Source organism: Acinetobacter sp. NyZ410, assembly GCF_022828975.1.
In the GTDB taxonomy this organism is placed as follows: Bacteria; Pseudomonadota; Gammaproteobacteria; order Pseudomonadales; family Moraxellaceae; genus Acinetobacter; species Acinetobacter guillouiae.
Genome location: NZ_CP094620.1, coordinates 2,357,451 through 2,373,798, shown reverse-complemented (window position 1 = coordinate 2,373,798; position 16,348 = coordinate 2,357,451). Strand labels below are relative to the sequence as shown.

At 37.2% G+C, this 16,348-nt stretch carries 22 protein-coding genes; 9 read left to right on the top strand and 13 right to left on the bottom strand.

What is annotated here, in order from left to right; genetic code table 11:
- Nucleotides 1-18: 18 nt before the first annotated feature.
- From MTO68_RS11175 to MTO68_RS11150, 6 genes are all read right to left on the bottom strand, one after another.
- Nucleotides 19-375: a hypothetical protein gene (locus MTO68_RS11175; protein WP_244015908.1), complete on the bottom strand. Its 357-nt coding sequence runs from the start codon at nucleotides 373-375 to the stop codon at nucleotides 19-21.
- Between the two features lie 109 nt (nucleotides 376-484).
- Nucleotides 485-1,426 carry a Dyp-type peroxidase gene (locus tag MTO68_RS11170; RefSeq protein WP_244015907.1) on the bottom strand — a complete coding sequence of 314 codons (942 nt, stop codon included), beginning with the start codon at nucleotides 1,424-1,426 and terminating at the stop codon, nucleotides 485-487.
- A gap of 182 nt (nucleotides 1,427-1,608) precedes the next feature.
- Nucleotides 1,609-1,992: a DUF6678 family protein gene (locus MTO68_RS11165; protein WP_347814813.1), complete on the bottom strand. Its 384-nt coding sequence runs from the start codon at nucleotides 1,990-1,992 to the stop codon at nucleotides 1,609-1,611.
- 150 nt (nucleotides 1,993-2,142) lie between these two features.
- Entirely contained in the window at nucleotides 2,143-2,928 is a 786-nt protein-coding gene (locus MTO68_RS11160; protein ID WP_244015905.1) for a glutathione S-transferase N-terminal domain-containing protein, read from the bottom strand.
- Between the two features lie 42 nt (nucleotides 2,929-2,970).
- On the bottom strand, nucleotides 2,971-3,483 hold the full coding sequence (gene rraA, locus MTO68_RS11155; protein ID WP_004720654.1) for a ribonuclease E activity regulator RraA: 513 nt from the start codon (nucleotides 3,481-3,483) through the stop codon (nucleotides 2,971-2,973).
- 12 nt (nucleotides 3,484-3,495) lie between these two features.
- Nucleotides 3,496-4,161, bottom strand: a complete 666-nt coding sequence (locus tag MTO68_RS11150) for a nucleoside-diphosphate sugar epimerase (protein ID WP_244015904.1) — start codon at nucleotides 4,159-4,161, stop codon at nucleotides 3,496-3,498.
- 213 nt (nucleotides 4,162-4,374) lie between these two features.
- Here MTO68_RS11150 and rpsT point away from each other — a divergent pair, with 213 nt between their 5' ends.
- Complete coding sequence (rpsT, locus tag MTO68_RS11145; RefSeq protein WP_004720657.1) at nucleotides 4,375-4,641, top strand: 30S ribosomal protein S20; 267 nt, start codon at nucleotides 4,375-4,377, stop codon at nucleotides 4,639-4,641.
- Nucleotides 4,642-4,794: 153 nt separating this feature from the next.
- Here rpsT and ispF read toward each other — a convergent pair whose 3' ends face one another.
- Nucleotides 4,795-5,286, bottom strand: coding sequence for a 2-C-methyl-D-erythritol 2,4-cyclodiphosphate synthase (gene ispF / locus MTO68_RS11140; RefSeq protein WP_004720660.1), 492 nt, complete (start codon nucleotides 5,284-5,286; stop codon nucleotides 4,795-4,797).
- A gap of 100 nt (nucleotides 5,287-5,386) precedes the next feature.
- Here ispF and MTO68_RS11135 point away from each other — a divergent pair, with 100 nt between their 5' ends.
- The 6 genes from MTO68_RS11135 (at nucleotide 5,387) to MTO68_RS11110 (ending at nucleotide 9,879) form a co-directional block, all read left to right on the top strand.
- On the top strand, nucleotides 5,387-6,037 hold the full coding sequence (locus tag MTO68_RS11135) for a hypothetical protein (protein WP_004720662.1): 651 nt from the start codon (nucleotides 5,387-5,389) through the stop codon (nucleotides 6,035-6,037).
- A gap of 26 nt (nucleotides 6,038-6,063) precedes the next feature.
- Complete coding sequence (locus tag MTO68_RS11130) at nucleotides 6,064-6,747, top strand: hypothetical protein (RefSeq protein WP_244015903.1); 684 nt, start codon at nucleotides 6,064-6,066, stop codon at nucleotides 6,745-6,747.
- Between the two features lie 47 nt (nucleotides 6,748-6,794).
- Nucleotides 6,795-7,394, top strand: coding sequence for a hypothetical protein (locus tag MTO68_RS11125; RefSeq protein WP_244015902.1), 600 nt, complete (start codon nucleotides 6,795-6,797; stop codon nucleotides 7,392-7,394).
- Between the two features lie 21 nt (nucleotides 7,395-7,415).
- Complete coding sequence (locus MTO68_RS11120) at nucleotides 7,416-8,057, top strand: DUF4304 domain-containing protein (protein WP_244015901.1); 642 nt, start codon at nucleotides 7,416-7,418, stop codon at nucleotides 8,055-8,057.
- 198 nt (nucleotides 8,058-8,255) lie between these two features.
- Nucleotides 8,256-9,296, top strand: a complete 1,041-nt coding sequence (locus MTO68_RS11115) for an ATP-binding protein (RefSeq protein ID WP_096734050.1) — start codon at nucleotides 8,256-8,258, stop codon at nucleotides 9,294-9,296.
- Between the two features lie 40 nt (nucleotides 9,297-9,336).
- Nucleotides 9,337-9,879 (top strand): CbrC family protein, encoded by a 543-nt coding sequence (locus tag MTO68_RS11110; protein WP_244015900.1) that lies wholly within the window; start codon nucleotides 9,337-9,339, stop codon nucleotides 9,877-9,879.
- 22 nt (nucleotides 9,880-9,901) lie between these two features.
- Here the strand turns inward: MTO68_RS11110 and MTO68_RS11105 are convergent, their stop codons facing one another.
- The 6 genes from MTO68_RS11105 to MTO68_RS11080 all read right to left on the bottom strand — a co-directional run bounded on the left by MTO68_RS11105 (nucleotide 9,902) and on the right by MTO68_RS11080 (nucleotide 15,125).
- The gene (locus MTO68_RS11105) at nucleotides 9,902-10,513 is read right to left on the bottom strand and encodes a GNAT family protein (protein WP_244015899.1); all 612 of its coding nucleotides are present in this window, start codon (nucleotides 10,511-10,513) and stop codon (nucleotides 9,902-9,904) included.
- A 150-nt stretch (nucleotides 10,514-10,663) separates the two neighbouring features.
- Nucleotides 10,664-11,272, bottom strand: coding sequence for a GNAT family N-acetyltransferase (locus MTO68_RS11100; RefSeq protein WP_244015898.1), 609 nt, complete (start codon nucleotides 11,270-11,272; stop codon nucleotides 10,664-10,666).
- 104 nt (nucleotides 11,273-11,376) lie between these two features.
- A complete protein-coding gene (locus MTO68_RS11095) occupies nucleotides 11,377-12,228 on the bottom strand; it encodes a DMT family transporter (RefSeq protein WP_004821356.1) in 852 nt (283 codons plus the stop codon).
- Nucleotides 12,229-12,344: 116 nt separating this feature from the next.
- On the bottom strand, nucleotides 12,345-13,382 hold the full coding sequence (gene fba, locus MTO68_RS11090; RefSeq protein ID WP_004720677.1) for a class II fructose-bisphosphate aldolase: 1,038 nt from the start codon (nucleotides 13,380-13,382) through the stop codon (nucleotides 12,345-12,347).
- A 128-nt stretch (nucleotides 13,383-13,510) separates the two neighbouring features.
- Entirely contained in the window at nucleotides 13,511-13,789 is a 279-nt protein-coding gene (locus MTO68_RS11085) for a hypothetical protein (RefSeq protein ID WP_151803120.1), read from the bottom strand.
- Between the two features lie 148 nt (nucleotides 13,790-13,937).
- A complete protein-coding gene (locus tag MTO68_RS11080; RefSeq protein WP_004720679.1) occupies nucleotides 13,938-15,125 on the bottom strand; it encodes a phosphoglycerate kinase in 1,188 nt (395 codons plus the stop codon).
- A gap of 139 nt (nucleotides 15,126-15,264) precedes the next feature.
- Here MTO68_RS11080 and MTO68_RS11075 point away from each other — a divergent pair, with 139 nt between their 5' ends.
- Together MTO68_RS11075 and MTO68_RS11070 are read left to right on the top strand one after the other, a co-directional pair.
- Nucleotides 15,265-15,648 carry a DUF2237 domain-containing protein gene (locus MTO68_RS11075; RefSeq protein WP_004720680.1) on the top strand — a complete coding sequence of 128 codons (384 nt, stop codon included), beginning with the start codon at nucleotides 15,265-15,267 and terminating at the stop codon, nucleotides 15,646-15,648.
- 21 nt (nucleotides 15,649-15,669) lie between these two features.
- Complete coding sequence (locus tag MTO68_RS11070) at nucleotides 15,670-16,263, top strand: Maf family protein (protein WP_244015969.1); 594 nt, start codon at nucleotides 15,670-15,672, stop codon at nucleotides 16,261-16,263.
- Nucleotides 16,264-16,348 lie beyond the last annotated feature (85 nt).

Genomic DNA, 16,348 nt, shown 5'->3' with positions numbered 1-16,348 from the left:
TCCATGCCTTAAGTTGATTTATTTTTCTCGTTTAAACGCTTTATAATAATCATTGAGTTTTCGAATAATTTCTTTAAATTGTTTTAAATTTTCTTCTGTATTGCCAAGTCGTTGCACATAGTTGTTTGTCGCGATTTCTAAATCAATCTTTTCATTGATCAAAATTGTTTTATAGAACAAAGCCTTTAAATCATCAAAATTATTGAGTTTTCGGTTAGAAAAGTATTCCAGCCGTTCAGATAACTCACGATTTAAAACAATACCATCTACAATAAAACCATGCTCAGCATCAATTTGAATATTATTTTCTTGTAGAAAAACTTGTTCAGGACCGTTTTTATTACCCTTAAATAATGCTGTAATTTTATCAAACATCACTAAAACTCAATCAAATCAGAGACTCATCATAACAAAGATGACAAAAGTTCGCAGTAAAAGGCCGTTTTAAAACGACCATTTACCTGAAGAACATAAACCATCAGCGTTATTCGTCACCCAAATCATCTAAGAAGTCGACAGTAGGTACAAAGAATAAGGTTCCAGTCACTGCTGTACTAAAATCTAATAAACGATCTAAATTACCCTCTTCATCACCTTGAAACATATGCTCTAACATTTGTCGAGTCACACTAAATTTGCGTGCATAACCAATAAAGAAGGTGCCATATTCATTTTTAGATGGATTTGAAAACGGCATATTTGCACGCATGATTTTAATTTCATTACCATCGGCATCGTGTGCCTTACTCACTACATTGTGTGCTGTTTTAGGCTTTACATCATCACTCAGTTCAACATCATTAAACTTTTTACGTCCGATGACTTTTTCTTGTTCTTCATCACTGAGCGCACGCCACTTGTCCATATCATGCATATATTTTTGAATAAATGCATAACTGCCACCTTTAAAGTCTGGATCTTCATCACCCACCAGTGCATATTCAGCTGCAATTTCAGGCTCTGGGTTTTCTGTCCCATCAACAAAGCCAATAATCGCTCTACCGTCAAAATATCGAAAACCATTCACTTCATCCACTGGATAACTTACGGCTTTTAATTGCGTATTGATCATATCGGCCATTTCAAAACACAACGCTTGACGATCAGCACGAATATGGAAAAACAAATCGCCTTCTGTTGAAACAGCCGTATATTTTGGCCCTTTAATTTCTTTAAACTGTTCTAATTCTTGTGGTTTAGCCTGATCAGGAAATAAACGCTCCCACGCATTTGCCCCAAATCCCATAACCGCACTAAATTGTGCATCTGGATAACGGTTGGTTAAACTACGTGTTAATGCTGAAAAATTTGCTGCAAAATCGATTACTGTATCTATTACTTCAGCCCCAAGCCTTAATCCTAAAACAATAAATAAGGCATTTTCCCCTGGACGATTTATAACAGGTTGAATTCGAGTTGAAGTCATAATTTATCTCAAAATATTCTATTGGTTACAATCTAACATAGGCTGTTTTAAAGCTTAAGTTTTTATCGTTAACAATCCACTAATTCACAATATTTATATGGATAGAAATGTTGCGAAAAATGATTAAAGCAATCAGTTTTGACTTATTTGTTCAGACACCTCTATTGTCATTATTTTTAAAATTACTTTGAGTAATAAGCATAAATTTTAAAACAACTGTTTTTTTCATCAAACATAATATTCAAATGCTGCAACAAAGTACGAAATTGGTCTGTTTGATCTAAGACCAAATCATCGATCAATCTTCCCCTCGGTTTGCTCAGCATAGGCTTTACCATTAAATATTCAATTGCAATAAATACAGGCATGGCATCGTGATAGAAAGGATGCCAATCACCTAAATACCATGGAATTTTCTTCACAAATTGATCTTCAGCTTGTAGATCTTTATTTTCAGTCACCAATTTAACAATAAATGCAGGTGGAAAATCCAAGTCTGTCATTGCATGCAGAAGTTTGAGCCATTTTGAATCACTCATACAAGATACCAACTGCCGTTGATGCACGACCTGCTGAATTTTCAAAATATACTTTATATAGCCTTGGTCAGCCTTTAAAGTATTTATATGATTTCGATATTCAAGATAATTTTCTTGTAAACCCACATTTATCCTTCAATTAAAAGCACCTATGTTAGGTGCTTTTAACACATAGAGTTAACCATATTGTTTCTGTAAATAAGATACGATTGCTGCTGACTCAAAGAGTTTTTCACCTGTATTTGGATCTTCTAAATAAGGCACTTGAATGTCTTGCTTTGCGCGGCCCATAACTGGAATAATTTTTTCACGTTTGCCACCGACCAAAGGAACATATTTACCGGGTTTTAAACGTAAAACTGCTGGGCCTAGATCTTGCCAACACTCTTTCGCCACATTATGAAAAATAAATGGAATTTCTAATTCAGTTAACACAGCACGTACAACACGTGTATAAGGACTTGCTTCAAACCCCCATAATTCCAATAATTGCGCTGGACTTGCACGATCAACAATTTTTTTATTAACCCAAACCCCGCGTGCACCATTAATAATGGTTCCCACCATAGCAACCGTTGGGTATTTAGAATAATGAGAATATTTCTTTGGTGTTTTGCCTGTTTTACCATAATGCTTAAATAAGTAATCAACAATCTTTTGCGATTCGTACATTGCTGTTCCCGTATTTTCATCAATGAAATACGGAAAACGTAATTTCCCCCCCTTTTCTTTTACAACCTGACGATATTTAGTCCCACCTTTAGGGCATGGATAGACTTCATAATCCAAATTGAGCAAGGTCATTACTTCTCGTACACGGCGGCAAAATGGTGAACCTTCAAACTCATATAACTTTAAAGCCTTTTCTGGCTGGTTTGGAAACGGAGTTCCTGTTACACCACGGCCTCCCTCAGTCAGTGATGAAGCCAAAGCTTGTACAACTTTAATTTGATGATGCACCATTTTATACCCCCTAGATGATTGTTTTCGCTTAAATAAAGCTTTTTATAAATCCACTAATTTTTCTTTTGAAACCACAATGCCATTGTTATCTGCATAGATATATTCACCAGAATTGAAAGTGACACTACCAAAATACACAGGAATATCGACCTCACCTATGCCTTTACGATTGCTTTTTTGTGGAATTGAAGCCAATGCATGGACACCTAGATCAAGTTCAACTAGTGCATCTACATCACGTACACAGCCGTAAATCACTACACCATTCCAGTGATGCTTAACCGCTGACTCTGCAATCATGTCACCCATCAAGGCACAACGCATGGATGCTCCACCATCGACAACCAAAACCTTGCCTGTTCCATCTGTAGCAAGTAACTCTTTCACTCTTGAGTTATCTTCAAAACACTTGACTGTCACGATTTGACCACCAAAGGTTTTACGCGCCCCATAACTTCTAAAAAACTTGCCATCTAGAGATGGAATCAAGGTTTGGATGTCTTGGTCTGGATGATCATCTAATAAATCACAAGTTACAAAAGGTACTGTAGTCACGTTATCACTCCATTATTTGCTATTTTGTATACGCAAATTATCATAAATTTCAATTTTTTGAGTTTGTGTTTGAGCAGCCTCGACCATAGTATGAGCCACTTGTTGTGCTGTCACTGGCTTATATTTAAAAGAATTGGGTACCAAATGCGAAAATTTACTATACAGCTTTTGCGTTACGTCTTCTAAGAATCGCTTTTCATTTCGTTCGCCAAGGAGTAACGATGGGCGAATAATAGAAAAACGATATAAGTTCAACTTTTGTATATAGTCCTCAAGTTCACCTTTCACTTGATTATAAAAAATTGGCGAGCTGGCTTTTGCCCCCATCGCACTGACTAAAAGTAAATGAGTTTCAGTCATTTCAAATAAATCTGCAAAATGCGCATTGATCTCAAAATCAATATTATAGAAAGCTTCTTTAGAACCTGCCTTTTTAATGGTCGTTCCCAAACAACTGAATGCATGAGTGTAACCGCTGACATCTTGATCATTGAGTAGAAGGAAGTCATCCAATACAAATTGTTCAACTTTTTTAAATTTTGAAAAGTCGGGATTTTCTCGTCGCACAACAACTGTAATTTTTTCACAATCAGTCAATAAATCGAGCTGTTCAATGAGACGCTGCCCCACTAAACCTGTTGCTCCAATCACAATCGCATTTTTTATCGAATTAGTCATTTTTTAAACAATCTCCTAGATTTATTACTAATCTAACGTTTTATTTCAAATTTTTCTTCAACAAAAATGTTGTCAAAGCATGTCAACACTTGACTTTACTGGCCTCTTTAATCACAATATGGCACTTGTTTACGGGCTGGTGATAATCCTCTGATGTGGTTTTCAGATGTGGTTTCAGCCCGCCCAGACCCATCTAATTCAAGGAGTGCACGAGTGGCAAACTCTGCTCAAGCAAAAAAACGTGCTCGTCAAAACGTTAAAGCACGTAAACACAACGCAAGCTTGCGTTCAATGGTACGTACTTATATCAAACGCACAATCGCTGCTATCGCTACTGGTGAATATGCTGCCGCAACTGAAGCTTATAAAGCTGCAGTTCCAGTTATTGACCGTATGGCGGATAAAGGTATCATCCATAAAAACAAAGCTGCTCGTCACAAGAGCCGCTTGAATGCACAAGTTAAAGCGTTAGCTAACTAATTTTTGCATGTGAAAAGAGCCCTTTAAAGGGCTTTTTTTGTAGCTAAAATTTGACTATAGCGCTTTAAAATCGGAAAACATCAAAACTTATCTACCACCGCATCAATATTTCTCAGTAGATAGATAAGTAAGAGTTCTAAACAATAAAAATAATTACTTTGCTAAATGTGAAATTAAGACTGTTGCAGTAGATAAAATACCTTCCTGACGGCCAGTAAAACCCAATTTCTCTGTGGTTGTTGCTTTAACACTAATTTGAGTCACATCAACATCTAACACATCTGCAATACTTTGACGCATTTCCAAATTGTGTTTGGCTAATTTAGGCCGTTCACATGCCACAGTAATATCAGCATTATTTAATTTATAACCACGGTCTAAAATTAATTGATAAACATGTTTTAAAAGTTTACGGCTATCCGCACCTTTAAATTCAGCATCTGTATCTGGGAAATGTTGTCCAATATCCCCTAAAGCCAATGCACCCAATAAAGCATCACATAATGCGTGTAATACGACATCACCATCAGAATGTGCTTTTAAACCATGCGTATGTGGAATTTGAACGCCTGCCAAAGTTACAAAATCACCTTCTTCAAAAGCATGTACATCCATTCCCTGCCCAATACGAATCGGTATGATCATTCTTAGCTCCTTTTGCAGTTTTTAAAATTTAAAAATCTTGTATTCGTACTTTCTCTTTCGCTATAGTACGTATGCAAACATTGTGAAAGTATAAGCGATCATGCTGTTGAATACAGAATTTAATCAAATTAAAACACTCTTGTCTGGTCTCATTTTGAGCTGTATCAGTACATCAGCTGTTTACGCCCTGCCTCTTGACTGTAAGCACCAAGATTCATCACTTTTAAAAAAGTTATGTGGTTCGCAGTATAGTGAACTACGCGCTCAATTAAACGAGAGCTATCTCACTGCATATCTGGTCACAGATGCACCAATACGCTTAATCAATGATACACATCGTTTATGGCTCAACCGTTTAAGTCAATGTAAAAGCAACGATTGTTTTAAACAACAGTTCGATATTCGCCTAGAAGACTTAAATTTTTACACTTCAATGAATCAAAGTTTAACCCAACATTTCATCAAATATGAACATGGTAAAATTTCGAAGCAACCCGCCCATTTACAAATCCATCAACTGACTAAAGATCGGATTAAAGTTGAAGGCATCGCCTACCGAAATCCCAATAACCGTAAAGATAGTCAAATTGTCTCATTGTTGGCTTACACCACGCCTGAAAAAAAGAATCAAATTTTGGACAATGAACATGACTGTAAATATGTGCTTAATTTCCAAAAAGCAATTTTGTCTGTGACGACAACACAAAAAGGCTGTGAGCGCTTTACTGGAATTTACCGTTTATATGATTAAGATTTATCATTAAATTTGGCAAAATCATGAATATAAAACTAGCGTTAAGTGAAGAAAGATTAAAAATATTATCTGAATGTATGCAGAATTATGATGTGGGTGCTGATACAGATGAATGGCCTAACAATATCATTTCGCGCTTTACCAGCGTTTATAATGATGGGGCTATTTCAAAGCACAATATCCCATTGCAGCATGAAATTGATTCCGATGAATTAAAACTTTGTCAAAAATTGAGCGCTGAAATCACCAATATCATGGCAAATGTTGAAGTTGGCATGGGTTCAAACTCGGGTGATTATTTTCAAGATTTTTATATCATGCATTCACACAACTCAGCTAGCCAAAAAATTACGCCTCAACTGATTCAACAATACTTTGCCAATACTATTTTTCCTTTGGCGAACATTACGACTGAACCGCTTACAACCAATACACAGTGGTGGGAAGAAGTAGAACAAGATGGTGAAGAATCTCCAGCAGAATATTTTCAGCCTTGGCACAAGATGATGGATTGGTTTGCAGCACAACACGATTTTATCGACTGTGCATTTGTTCGAATTGGTGACTCAGCACTTTTAGAACAAATCAATTCGGATGATTACCCGAAAGGAACAATCATTACAGGTTGTGTCTTACCTCGACTTGCATTGGGCTTAACCCAGAATAGAAGCTTGGTTGGAATCTTTGGATATGTTGTACACAGTTAAGATCTAACACCCCCAGAGCTAAAATAGAAATAAAATAAGGTATAAACATGACTCAACTGTTAATTTTAGACCAAGTCTCACAACACCTTGATCAAACCTCTTTTGGCGGTCTTCCTGTTAAAACGATTGGCTTACAGGTTGAATGGCCTCACTGCACAAATTGTAATGATGCAATGCAATACCTTGGCAAAGTAAAAACTGATCTCGGTTTAGAACTGATCTTTATGTGTAGCCAAGATCCAGGTATGTGTGATGACTGGGATGCAGACGTTGGTGGCAATAAAGTGATTGTCATTACAGAGGTTCAAGCTCTCGAAAAATTCCAACCGTTAGAACCTGAAAATACCTTACGTGAAGCGGAATATGGCGCCAAGATTTTCCAAGATTCGCAAGTAGAATATTCACAATCACGTGAACTTTGGCAAGGGCCCAAGAGAGAAATTTTAGGTCAGCTTTCTGGCCAAGCTGAGTGGCTGCAAAATGATGAAACACCAGAATGTGATTGCTGCCAAAAGCCTATGCGCTTTGTTGCTCAACTAGAGACTGGACCTGATCATAGAACTGAGATGAATTTTGGTGGAGGAGGTTCCGCCTACCTATTCGATTGCCCTCAGGGTAAAACTGCTAAATTTCTATGGCAATGCTAGCCTCTACCATGGATATATCTAATGGATAAAAAAGTCATTTCCAAACTATTACAACGTCAGTTTTATCCCATTTTAAAAGCACAAGGCTTTATAAAAAAAGGCGATGTATTTAGGCAGGTTGAGGGAGAAGTTGTTCGAATCATCGATATACAACACTCCATTAAAAGACATTGTTTCCAAGTTAATCTCGGTATTCACCTTATCCCATTAGGTGAATATGTTATGCGATGTACAGGTAAAGCTTTAGATATTGAAAAAATGCGTGATTTCGATTGTGCATGGCGTAGTTCGATCCTACCTTATTTAATCAATGATCATGACAACGATTGGTCATATACCTCAAATGAACAAGATGCTAACGAAATGGTGCAATTTCTAGTATCTGAGTGGAATCGTCAAAGCCAAAATTTCTTTAATGGATTGGCACATTGGCCTGAAGATTTTCTCAAGAAAGCGCATCAGGCCTGTATAAATCCCTTACATCCCGCACACATGTGTACCCTATGCTATGTAGCTGGTGCTGCTGGTGATTTACAATTGGTCAAGAGGCTCGCTGAGATTGCAATTGATGCTGTTCCAGAACGAGCCACCTCATTAAAAGAACGATTGGCATCATTTATCCAAGATCCAAGTTCGGCAATTCCGCAAATTATCGATGAATGACGAAATGAAGCTGTCAAATGCGCTAGTCACCAAATTGAAATATTTGTTATATTTTCTAACAACTTTCACGATCCGATTTAAAGTTTTACGCTTTATTTCCTGACTTAATTAACTTATAAATAACTATATATAAATAGTCTGATGACATATTTGTTGTAAATACCGAACACCAAACAATAGAGGATCAAAGGTGTTGCTATGGATTTGAACATGTATCTCACCAATAAATTTAAGAATTTTAATGAGTTTCTAGAAACGCATTGGCATGACTACCCCAATAAATACAAAGAAATCCAAACACTGCTGTTTTTTCAAGCCTATACCACTAAGCCACTTTCTGAGAAATTTGAAATCAATATTGATCAGGCCTTAAAGTATCCAACCTTAAGATATTACTTTCAACAGATTGAAAAATATATCCATATACCGCCCAAGCAACTGTTTCCTAACTCATTTCATCGCCCTTATGAACATATTTTAAATGAGTTTAAATATTTAAGCTTTTACCAAGAAGCTTTTGAATTTCACAAAAACTTAGAAAAAATAAGAAATACCTTTAATAAAATTTCCATTCCAATTGCCAGTCATGCTATTTACACAGAAATTTTACAATATCTCAATTTGAGCTTTGAATACCTTGCTGATCCAAACTTAGCCAACGAGTTAAAGATTAAATTAATTTACCAATGGCAAGATATTCATAATTTAGAAACTGTTGCCGCATATAAATCATTAGAAAAAATTAAGACCACACTCAATCATTATCGGCAAAACTCCTGTTCAGAGTACTATTTTAATTTAATTCAACTGGGTGAAAATCAACGGATTGAATTTAAAGAACGTACCACAGACCTATTAACCAACCGCAAATCAGATAAATGGGTCAAAGCGTGCTTTGCATTTATGAATACCCGCAATGGCTATGTCTTTATAGGCGTTGCTGATGATTTAACCATTGTAGGGATTGAAAATGAACTTGCGGAACACTTTAATAATTCACTCGACTTAATGAAGCGGAGTTTGATTGATAAACTGGCGCACGAAAGTAACAAAATTTCAAATATTTATACCACACTAGAAGAAATACAGATTCAAGGAAAAACCATATTGGTCTTTAAATGTAATAAATCGGACCGTCCGTTGTATTACAAAGGCGAATTGTTTATGCGCACCAATGGACAAACAACACGTGTTCCACCTGAACTGATTGAAAGTTTTCGTGTAGAATTTTATTGTTAGCATTCAATAGTTAAAATCTCTACCTAGAAGAATCAAAAATATGAATTATCCTCAGTTTAAATATCATCCCAATGCATACAAACTTGATCTGTTTGAAAAAGAAGATGGCATTTGTTCAATTTGCAATCAACAACGCGATTTAAAGTACGTATGTTCTTTCTATAGCGTAGATGAACCCGATTATATCTGTCCGTGGTGTATTGCCAATGGTGCAGCAGCGCAAAAATACGATGGAGAATACAATGACTATTGTGGCATTGAAGGTGTTTCTTCAAACCCAAATGATCCATCCGAAAAAATCAACTCTGAATTTTTAGATGAAATCTGCTTAAAAACGCCAAGTTATCATAGTTGGCAACAAGAAGTTTGGCTGGTGCATTGCAATGAACCATGTCAGTTTATCGCTTATGCGGATAGTGAAACGCTTAAACCAATTTGGGATGAGGTCAAAGCCGATATCGAAGAAAATGGTTATCCAGTAGAGCTTATCCAAGATCACCTCAGTATCGACGGTGATTTAACAGGCTATCTGTTTCAATGCATTCATTGCCAACAACATCGCTTGCATATAGATTGTAGTTAAATACATAATCAAAACTTATAGGTCAAACCTTATAGCTTTGGCTAAGTAACTGGCTTAAATGCTGTTTAATGCCCTGCCATTCATCTTTGATTATGCTGTATATAACAGTATCTCGGACAGTTCCATCTTTTCGTAGCGCATCTTGACGTAACACACCATCATAATGCGCACCTAGACGCTCAATAGCACTTTGACTTTTAATATTGCGAATATCCGTCCTTAATACAACCGAGTTAGCTTGTAGTTTTTCAAATGCATACTCAAGCAACAACAACTTACAACTGCTATTGATATGACTGCGTTGTGCTGATTGTGCATACCATGTATAGCCAATCTCAACACGGCGCACCTCCCAAATAAAATCACGAAAACTGGTGGTTCCTACAATACGACCATTTCGCTGATTTAAAACAACAAAAGGTACGCGTATTCCCAAAGATTTTTGTTCAAGTGCCTTGGCAATATAAGCCTTGATCTGAGAATAATGTGGAACCGATGTATATTCCAATTCCCACAAGCGGCCATCTTTACATACCTCAACTAAAGCATTTTCATGTTCTATTTGTAGTGGTAAAAGCTGCACTTTATGGGTTTGTAATGATGTATAAAGCGTTGAAAAGATATCTTGATTCATAGCAATTACACCAATGTAAAGAATGCTCCTCCATTGTCCGCTATGTTTTTGAAAGTTTTATGATCAAAATATGAAATCACCATGACGATCTTTCAAATGATTTCAAAGGCATTTGCATGCCCTTGAATCGAATATAATTCAACAAAATAGTTATTTTTTATAATGTGCCAACATGTCTTGTAAATGTGCTTTTACATTGTTCCACTCACCTTGAGCAATACTGTACAACACCGTATCTCGAATCGTACCATCTTTACGCATTTGATCACCCCGAATAATGCCATCTTTTTTAGCACCTAAACGTTCAATGGCTTTTTGGCTTTTAAAATTAAATTGATCAGTCCGCAACGCCACGGTATTGGCTTGAAGTTGTTCAAAAGCGAACCCTAATAGCAATAGTTTACAGCTTGTATTGACATGGGTCCGTTGTGCCGATTGTGCATACCATGTATAGCCAATTTCAAAACGTTTTACGTTTAATAAAATATCGTGATAACTGGTCGTTCCCAAGACTTTCCCTGAACTTTGCTCTATGACAACAAAGGGATAACGGCTGCCCTGTGCTTTTTGGATTAGTGCTTTTTTAATATAATTTTTAACTTCTGTGTAATGTGGTGTAGAGGTAATTCGTAAATTCCACAATTCACCATCACGACACGCTTCAGCGAGTCCTTGCTCGTGTTCAAAAGACAGTGGTACTAAGCGAATATTATTTAGTTGTAAATCTAAATGAATAAATAATTGTTCAAATGCATCCATCTCATAATATCCACCAAGTTAATCTATAAAGTTACCGTTTGATGTCATTCTAAAGTGATCAGCATCAATCGTATTAACAACGAAGCTTTCTTACTGTTAAGTCATTATATTGCCAAGGCTAAACATACCACTCCAGCCAAACCTAAAACCAGTCCTAGAGCGGTAATCACTTTAAGCTTTTCTTTAAAAATTAACAGCCCTGCAATGACCCCAAATAACACCACAAGGATATTCATCCCTGCAAAAACGATGGCTGGAGAATCTTTTAATAAAATATGCGCCTTGACATATAAAGCAATATTGGCAAAATTTATGATCCCCAAGGCCAAACCAGCAATACAGTTCTGAAGCTTCCACTGAGTTTTTCGAATCAGTAAGTAACCGACAGATAATAGGAATGAACAGATAAACATCAAGGTTAATGTAACTGGAAACTGTAAGCCCAAGCTGGTTGTATATTTCAATAAAACATCAACCAAAGCATAACCTACCCAAACACTGAGTAAATAAAGGATCCCTTTCTGATTGAGGGATGAATTTGATGGGCTCGACTGGGAAAGTACAATACATAAAACTGCCACGATACCTAAACCAATACCAAGCATTTTTAATTGGTTAAATTGTTCTTGGAATAAAAAATATGCAGCCAATAATGATAAAACCACAGATAATCGCTGTGCAATTTCAGTTTTTAAAATTCCTGCACTATGTAATGATTTTGCTAGACATAAAAAAATACTGGGTAATACAACGCCTAAACCAAGAATCAACCACCATGGTGTATTTGAGATTGAAATATGGGCCAAATCAGGCTTAAACCAAATATAGCTCAATACACTGGCGATTGCGTAATTCCAAGCAATCATTTGCAATGCATCAAAACCTTTTTGTTTGGTCCATTTTAAAAGCATTGAAACCAGCACACTACAAAGTGCTGCTGAAAATATGAGTTCCATAATTTACTTCTTATCTTACCAATCACTGCAAAATTTATGCGGAACCGAGTCCCTATGATTCAAGAAAAAGCCCACTAGTATGAGTGGGCTTTTAGGTGATCAACAACCATCAAAGATTATTTATAACGATCAACCATTTTTTCTAAAGAAATTGGGCGAATCTTGTCTGCATTGCCCGCAGTACCAAATGCTGTATAGCGATCTACACAGATTTGTTTCATTGCTTCAACAGTTTCACCGAAGAATTTACGTGGGTCAAATTCACTTGGTTTTTCAGCCATCATACGGCGCATTGCACCTGTAGATGCTAAGCGTAAATCTGTATCGATGTTGATTTTACGTACACCATGCTTGATTGCTTCAACCAATTGCTCAACTGGAACACCATAAGTTTCTTTGATGTCACCACCATATTGGTTAATGATTGCTAACCATTCTTGTGGTACTGAGCTTGAACCATGCATAACAAGATGAGTATTTGGAAGTGCCGCATGAATTTCTTTAATACGGTCAATTGCCAAGATATCGCCTGTAGGTGGACGAGTAAACTTGTACGCACCATGAGAAGTACCGACTGCAATTGCTAAAGCATCAACATTGGTATCTGCAACGAATTGACGAGCTTCTTCAACAGAAGTGAGAAGTTGAGAATGATCAAGTACACCTTCTGCACCAACACCATCTTCTTCACCAGCCAAACCTGTTTCAAGACTACCCAAACAGCCAATTTCGCCTTCTACAGAAACACCACATGCATGTGCCATTTCAACAGTACGACGTGTTACATCAACGTTATATTCATAAGACGTTGGTGTTTTACCATCTGCACCTAAAGAACCATCCATCATTACAGATGAAAATCCAAGCTGGATCGAACGTTGACAAACATCTGGGCTTGTACCGTGATCTTGATGCATTACCACTGGAATATGTGGCCATTCTTCAATTGCAGCTAAAATTAAATGACGTAAAAATGGAGCACCTGCATATTTTCGTGCACCAGCAGAAGCTTGCACAATTACAGGTGAATTTGTTGCGTCAGCGGCTAACATAATTGCGCGCATTTGTTCTAAGTTGTTCACATTAAACGCTGGAACGCCGTAACTATGTTCACCGGCATGATCCAAGAGTTGGCGCAATGAGATAAGAGCCATAATATCCTCCCAAGTAATGCCCCATATTCTACATGTTGCTTTATTTCAATTCAGCAACAATATTGACTATTTCATAAAAAATCCCCGCGTTTGCGGGGACTTTTAACAAATAACAACATTTAGAAAGATTATTGAGCTTTAGGTGCTTCTTCTTCAGTCGCTGGCGTAGCCGCATCTGCTGGAGCATTTGCTTTTTCAGCAGCTACATCTGTATTTTTTTCATCCAAAACAGGTTGATCAAGCGCATCAATCACAGCTTGTTGTTCTGCAGATGTATTTGCTGATTCTGCTGAAGTAGCTTCAGAAGAAGATGTTTGTTCTGAGGCTGGTGCTTTTTCTTGTTTAGAACATGCAGTAAATGCCAAAGGAGCAATAAGAAGTGCTGCAAGTGTAAATTTAAATTTCATCACATTTCCCAGTGTTGGTGATTGGATTGGATCTAGTTTATTGCAGTTATATTTCATTTTTATTACTTTACAATGAATCTCTCAGATAAAAAAGGCTGACACGAGGTCAGCCTTTCATATAAACGTCACAATTAAAATAATTTTTCAATTAAGCACGTTCAAGCAATACCGCTACAGCAGGAAGTGTTTTGCCTTCAACAAATTCAAGGAATGCACCACCACCAGTTGAAATATAACCAATTTTGTCTGCAACTTGGTATTTATCAATCGCTGCCAAAGTATCACCACCACCAGCGATAGAGAATCCTTCAGATTCTGCAATCGCCAAAGAAAGTGTTTTTGTACCTTCGCCAAATTGATCCACTTCAAATACGCCAACTGGACCATTCCAAAGGATCGTTTTAGACGTTTTTAAGATTTCAGCAAAAGCTTTCGCAGTTTCAGGACCGACATCCAAAATCATGTCATTGTCTGCAACATCTTCAACTTTTTTTACAGTTGCTTTAGCATTTGCCAATGAACCTAAGAAATCTGCAAAATCGATTGCAGATGCATCTGCCACAACAACATCGGTTGGAAGTGGAACTGATACTTTTGCCGCAATCGCTTTCGCTGTGTCAATCAAATCATGTTCACACAATGATTTACCGACATTGAAGCCAGCTGCGGCTAAGAATGTATTGGCAATACCACCACCAACAATCAATTGATCACAAATATCAGAAAGTGAAGTTAAAACATCAAGTTTAGTAGAAACTTTAGAACCAGCAACAATTGCAACCATTGGTTTTTCAGGTGTTTGCAACGCACGACCTAAAGCATCTAATTCAGCTGCAAGCAAAGGGCCCGCTGCTGCAACTTTTGCTAAGCGTGCTACGCCTTCAGTTGATGCTTCTGCACGATGCGCTGTACCAAATGCGTCCATCACAAATACATCACAAAGCGCTGCATATTTTGCCGAAAGTTCAGCATTATTTTTCTTTTCACCCACATTGAAACGACAGTTTTCAAGTAATACCACTTGCCCTGCTGCAACTTCAACACCATCTAAATAATCTGTAAATAATTTAACGTCTTGACCAAGTGCCTCAGTTAAATAAGCTGCTACAGGAGCTAATGATTGTTCCGCTTTTGGCTCACCTTCAACGGGACGACCAAGATGAGAATACACCATGACCGCAGCACCTTTCTCAAGTGCCAATTTAATTGTCGGTAATGCAGCACGTAAACGTGCATCACTCGTAATCACACCATTTTTAACAGGTACGTTTAAGTCTTCACGAATAAGTACACGCTTGCCTGCTAAATCGAGGTCAGTCATACGCTGAAAATTCATGTATAGCTCTCTTATAGATATTAAAAATCGCGTAGATTCTAAATGATTACACAAAAAAAGGTTAGATACTTTTGTAGAAAAGCTGTAGAAAAGTTGAGATTTGATTATTATAGGGCGAACTTTTAAATTCTATACGCTTATGTCTTTTCATCCCGATCCTAAAATCAATGGTTTAAATGTCTTAGGTGAACCTTTAGCAAGTTGTTGTTTTTCTCCAATCACAGGTTATTTTCGTAATGGTTTCTGCCATACAGCAACAACCGACCTCGGCCAGCACACTGTATGCGCTGAAATGACTTCAGAATTTTTAAATTTTTCACAAAAAGTGGGAAATGACCTAATTACACCGCTGCCAGAACACGGCTTTCCGGGACTACAACCTGGTGATTTTTGGTGTTTATGTGTGACGCGTTGGGTTGAGGCCTATCAAAACGATATGGCACCTCGTGTAAAACTACAAGCCTGTCATCAAGCTGTTTTGGCGTATGTTCCCTTAGATCTCTTGATGGAATATGCAGTATAACTAGGCATGAATTATTCAAAGATGAATCACCCTGAAATTATTTTGGCTTCATCGAGCCAAACCCGTAAAGATTTAATGAATCGTTTGCGCTTAGACTATCATTGTATCTCTCCTGAAATCGATGAATCACCACAGGGTGAATCTCATGCCGATGATTTGGCTAAACGCTTGGCTTTTGAAAAAGCCCAAGTCATTGCACAAGATCATCCAAATGCAATTGTGATTGGGTCAGATCAGGTGGCTTGGCGTGAACATGCGCCACAAGATTTTATTGGAAAACCTCTATCTGTAGAAAAAGCCATTCAACAGCTACAAGCCAATTCAGGCAAAAATGTCTTTTTTAGTACTGCCTTAAGTGTGCAACATTTGGCTTCAGATTTTGAACAAACCTTGGTCGAGCATTATCATGTGAAATTTCGTGACTTAACTTTGGCTGAAATTGAGCGTTATATCGAAATTGATCAACCTCTGCATTGTGCGGGTAGCTTTAAGTGTGAAAGTCTTGGTATTGGTTTATTTGAACAAATGATTGGGCAAGACCAAACCACTTTGATGGGTATGCCAATGATTCAGTTATGTGTAATTTTAAGGAAGTTGGGAATTCAACTACCTTAATCATAGTTTTTGATCATTAATTTTCTATGAGTTTAAAGGTGCTAGCATTATTGTAAATTTACCCAGCCTTTTACTGTTGAGGTTT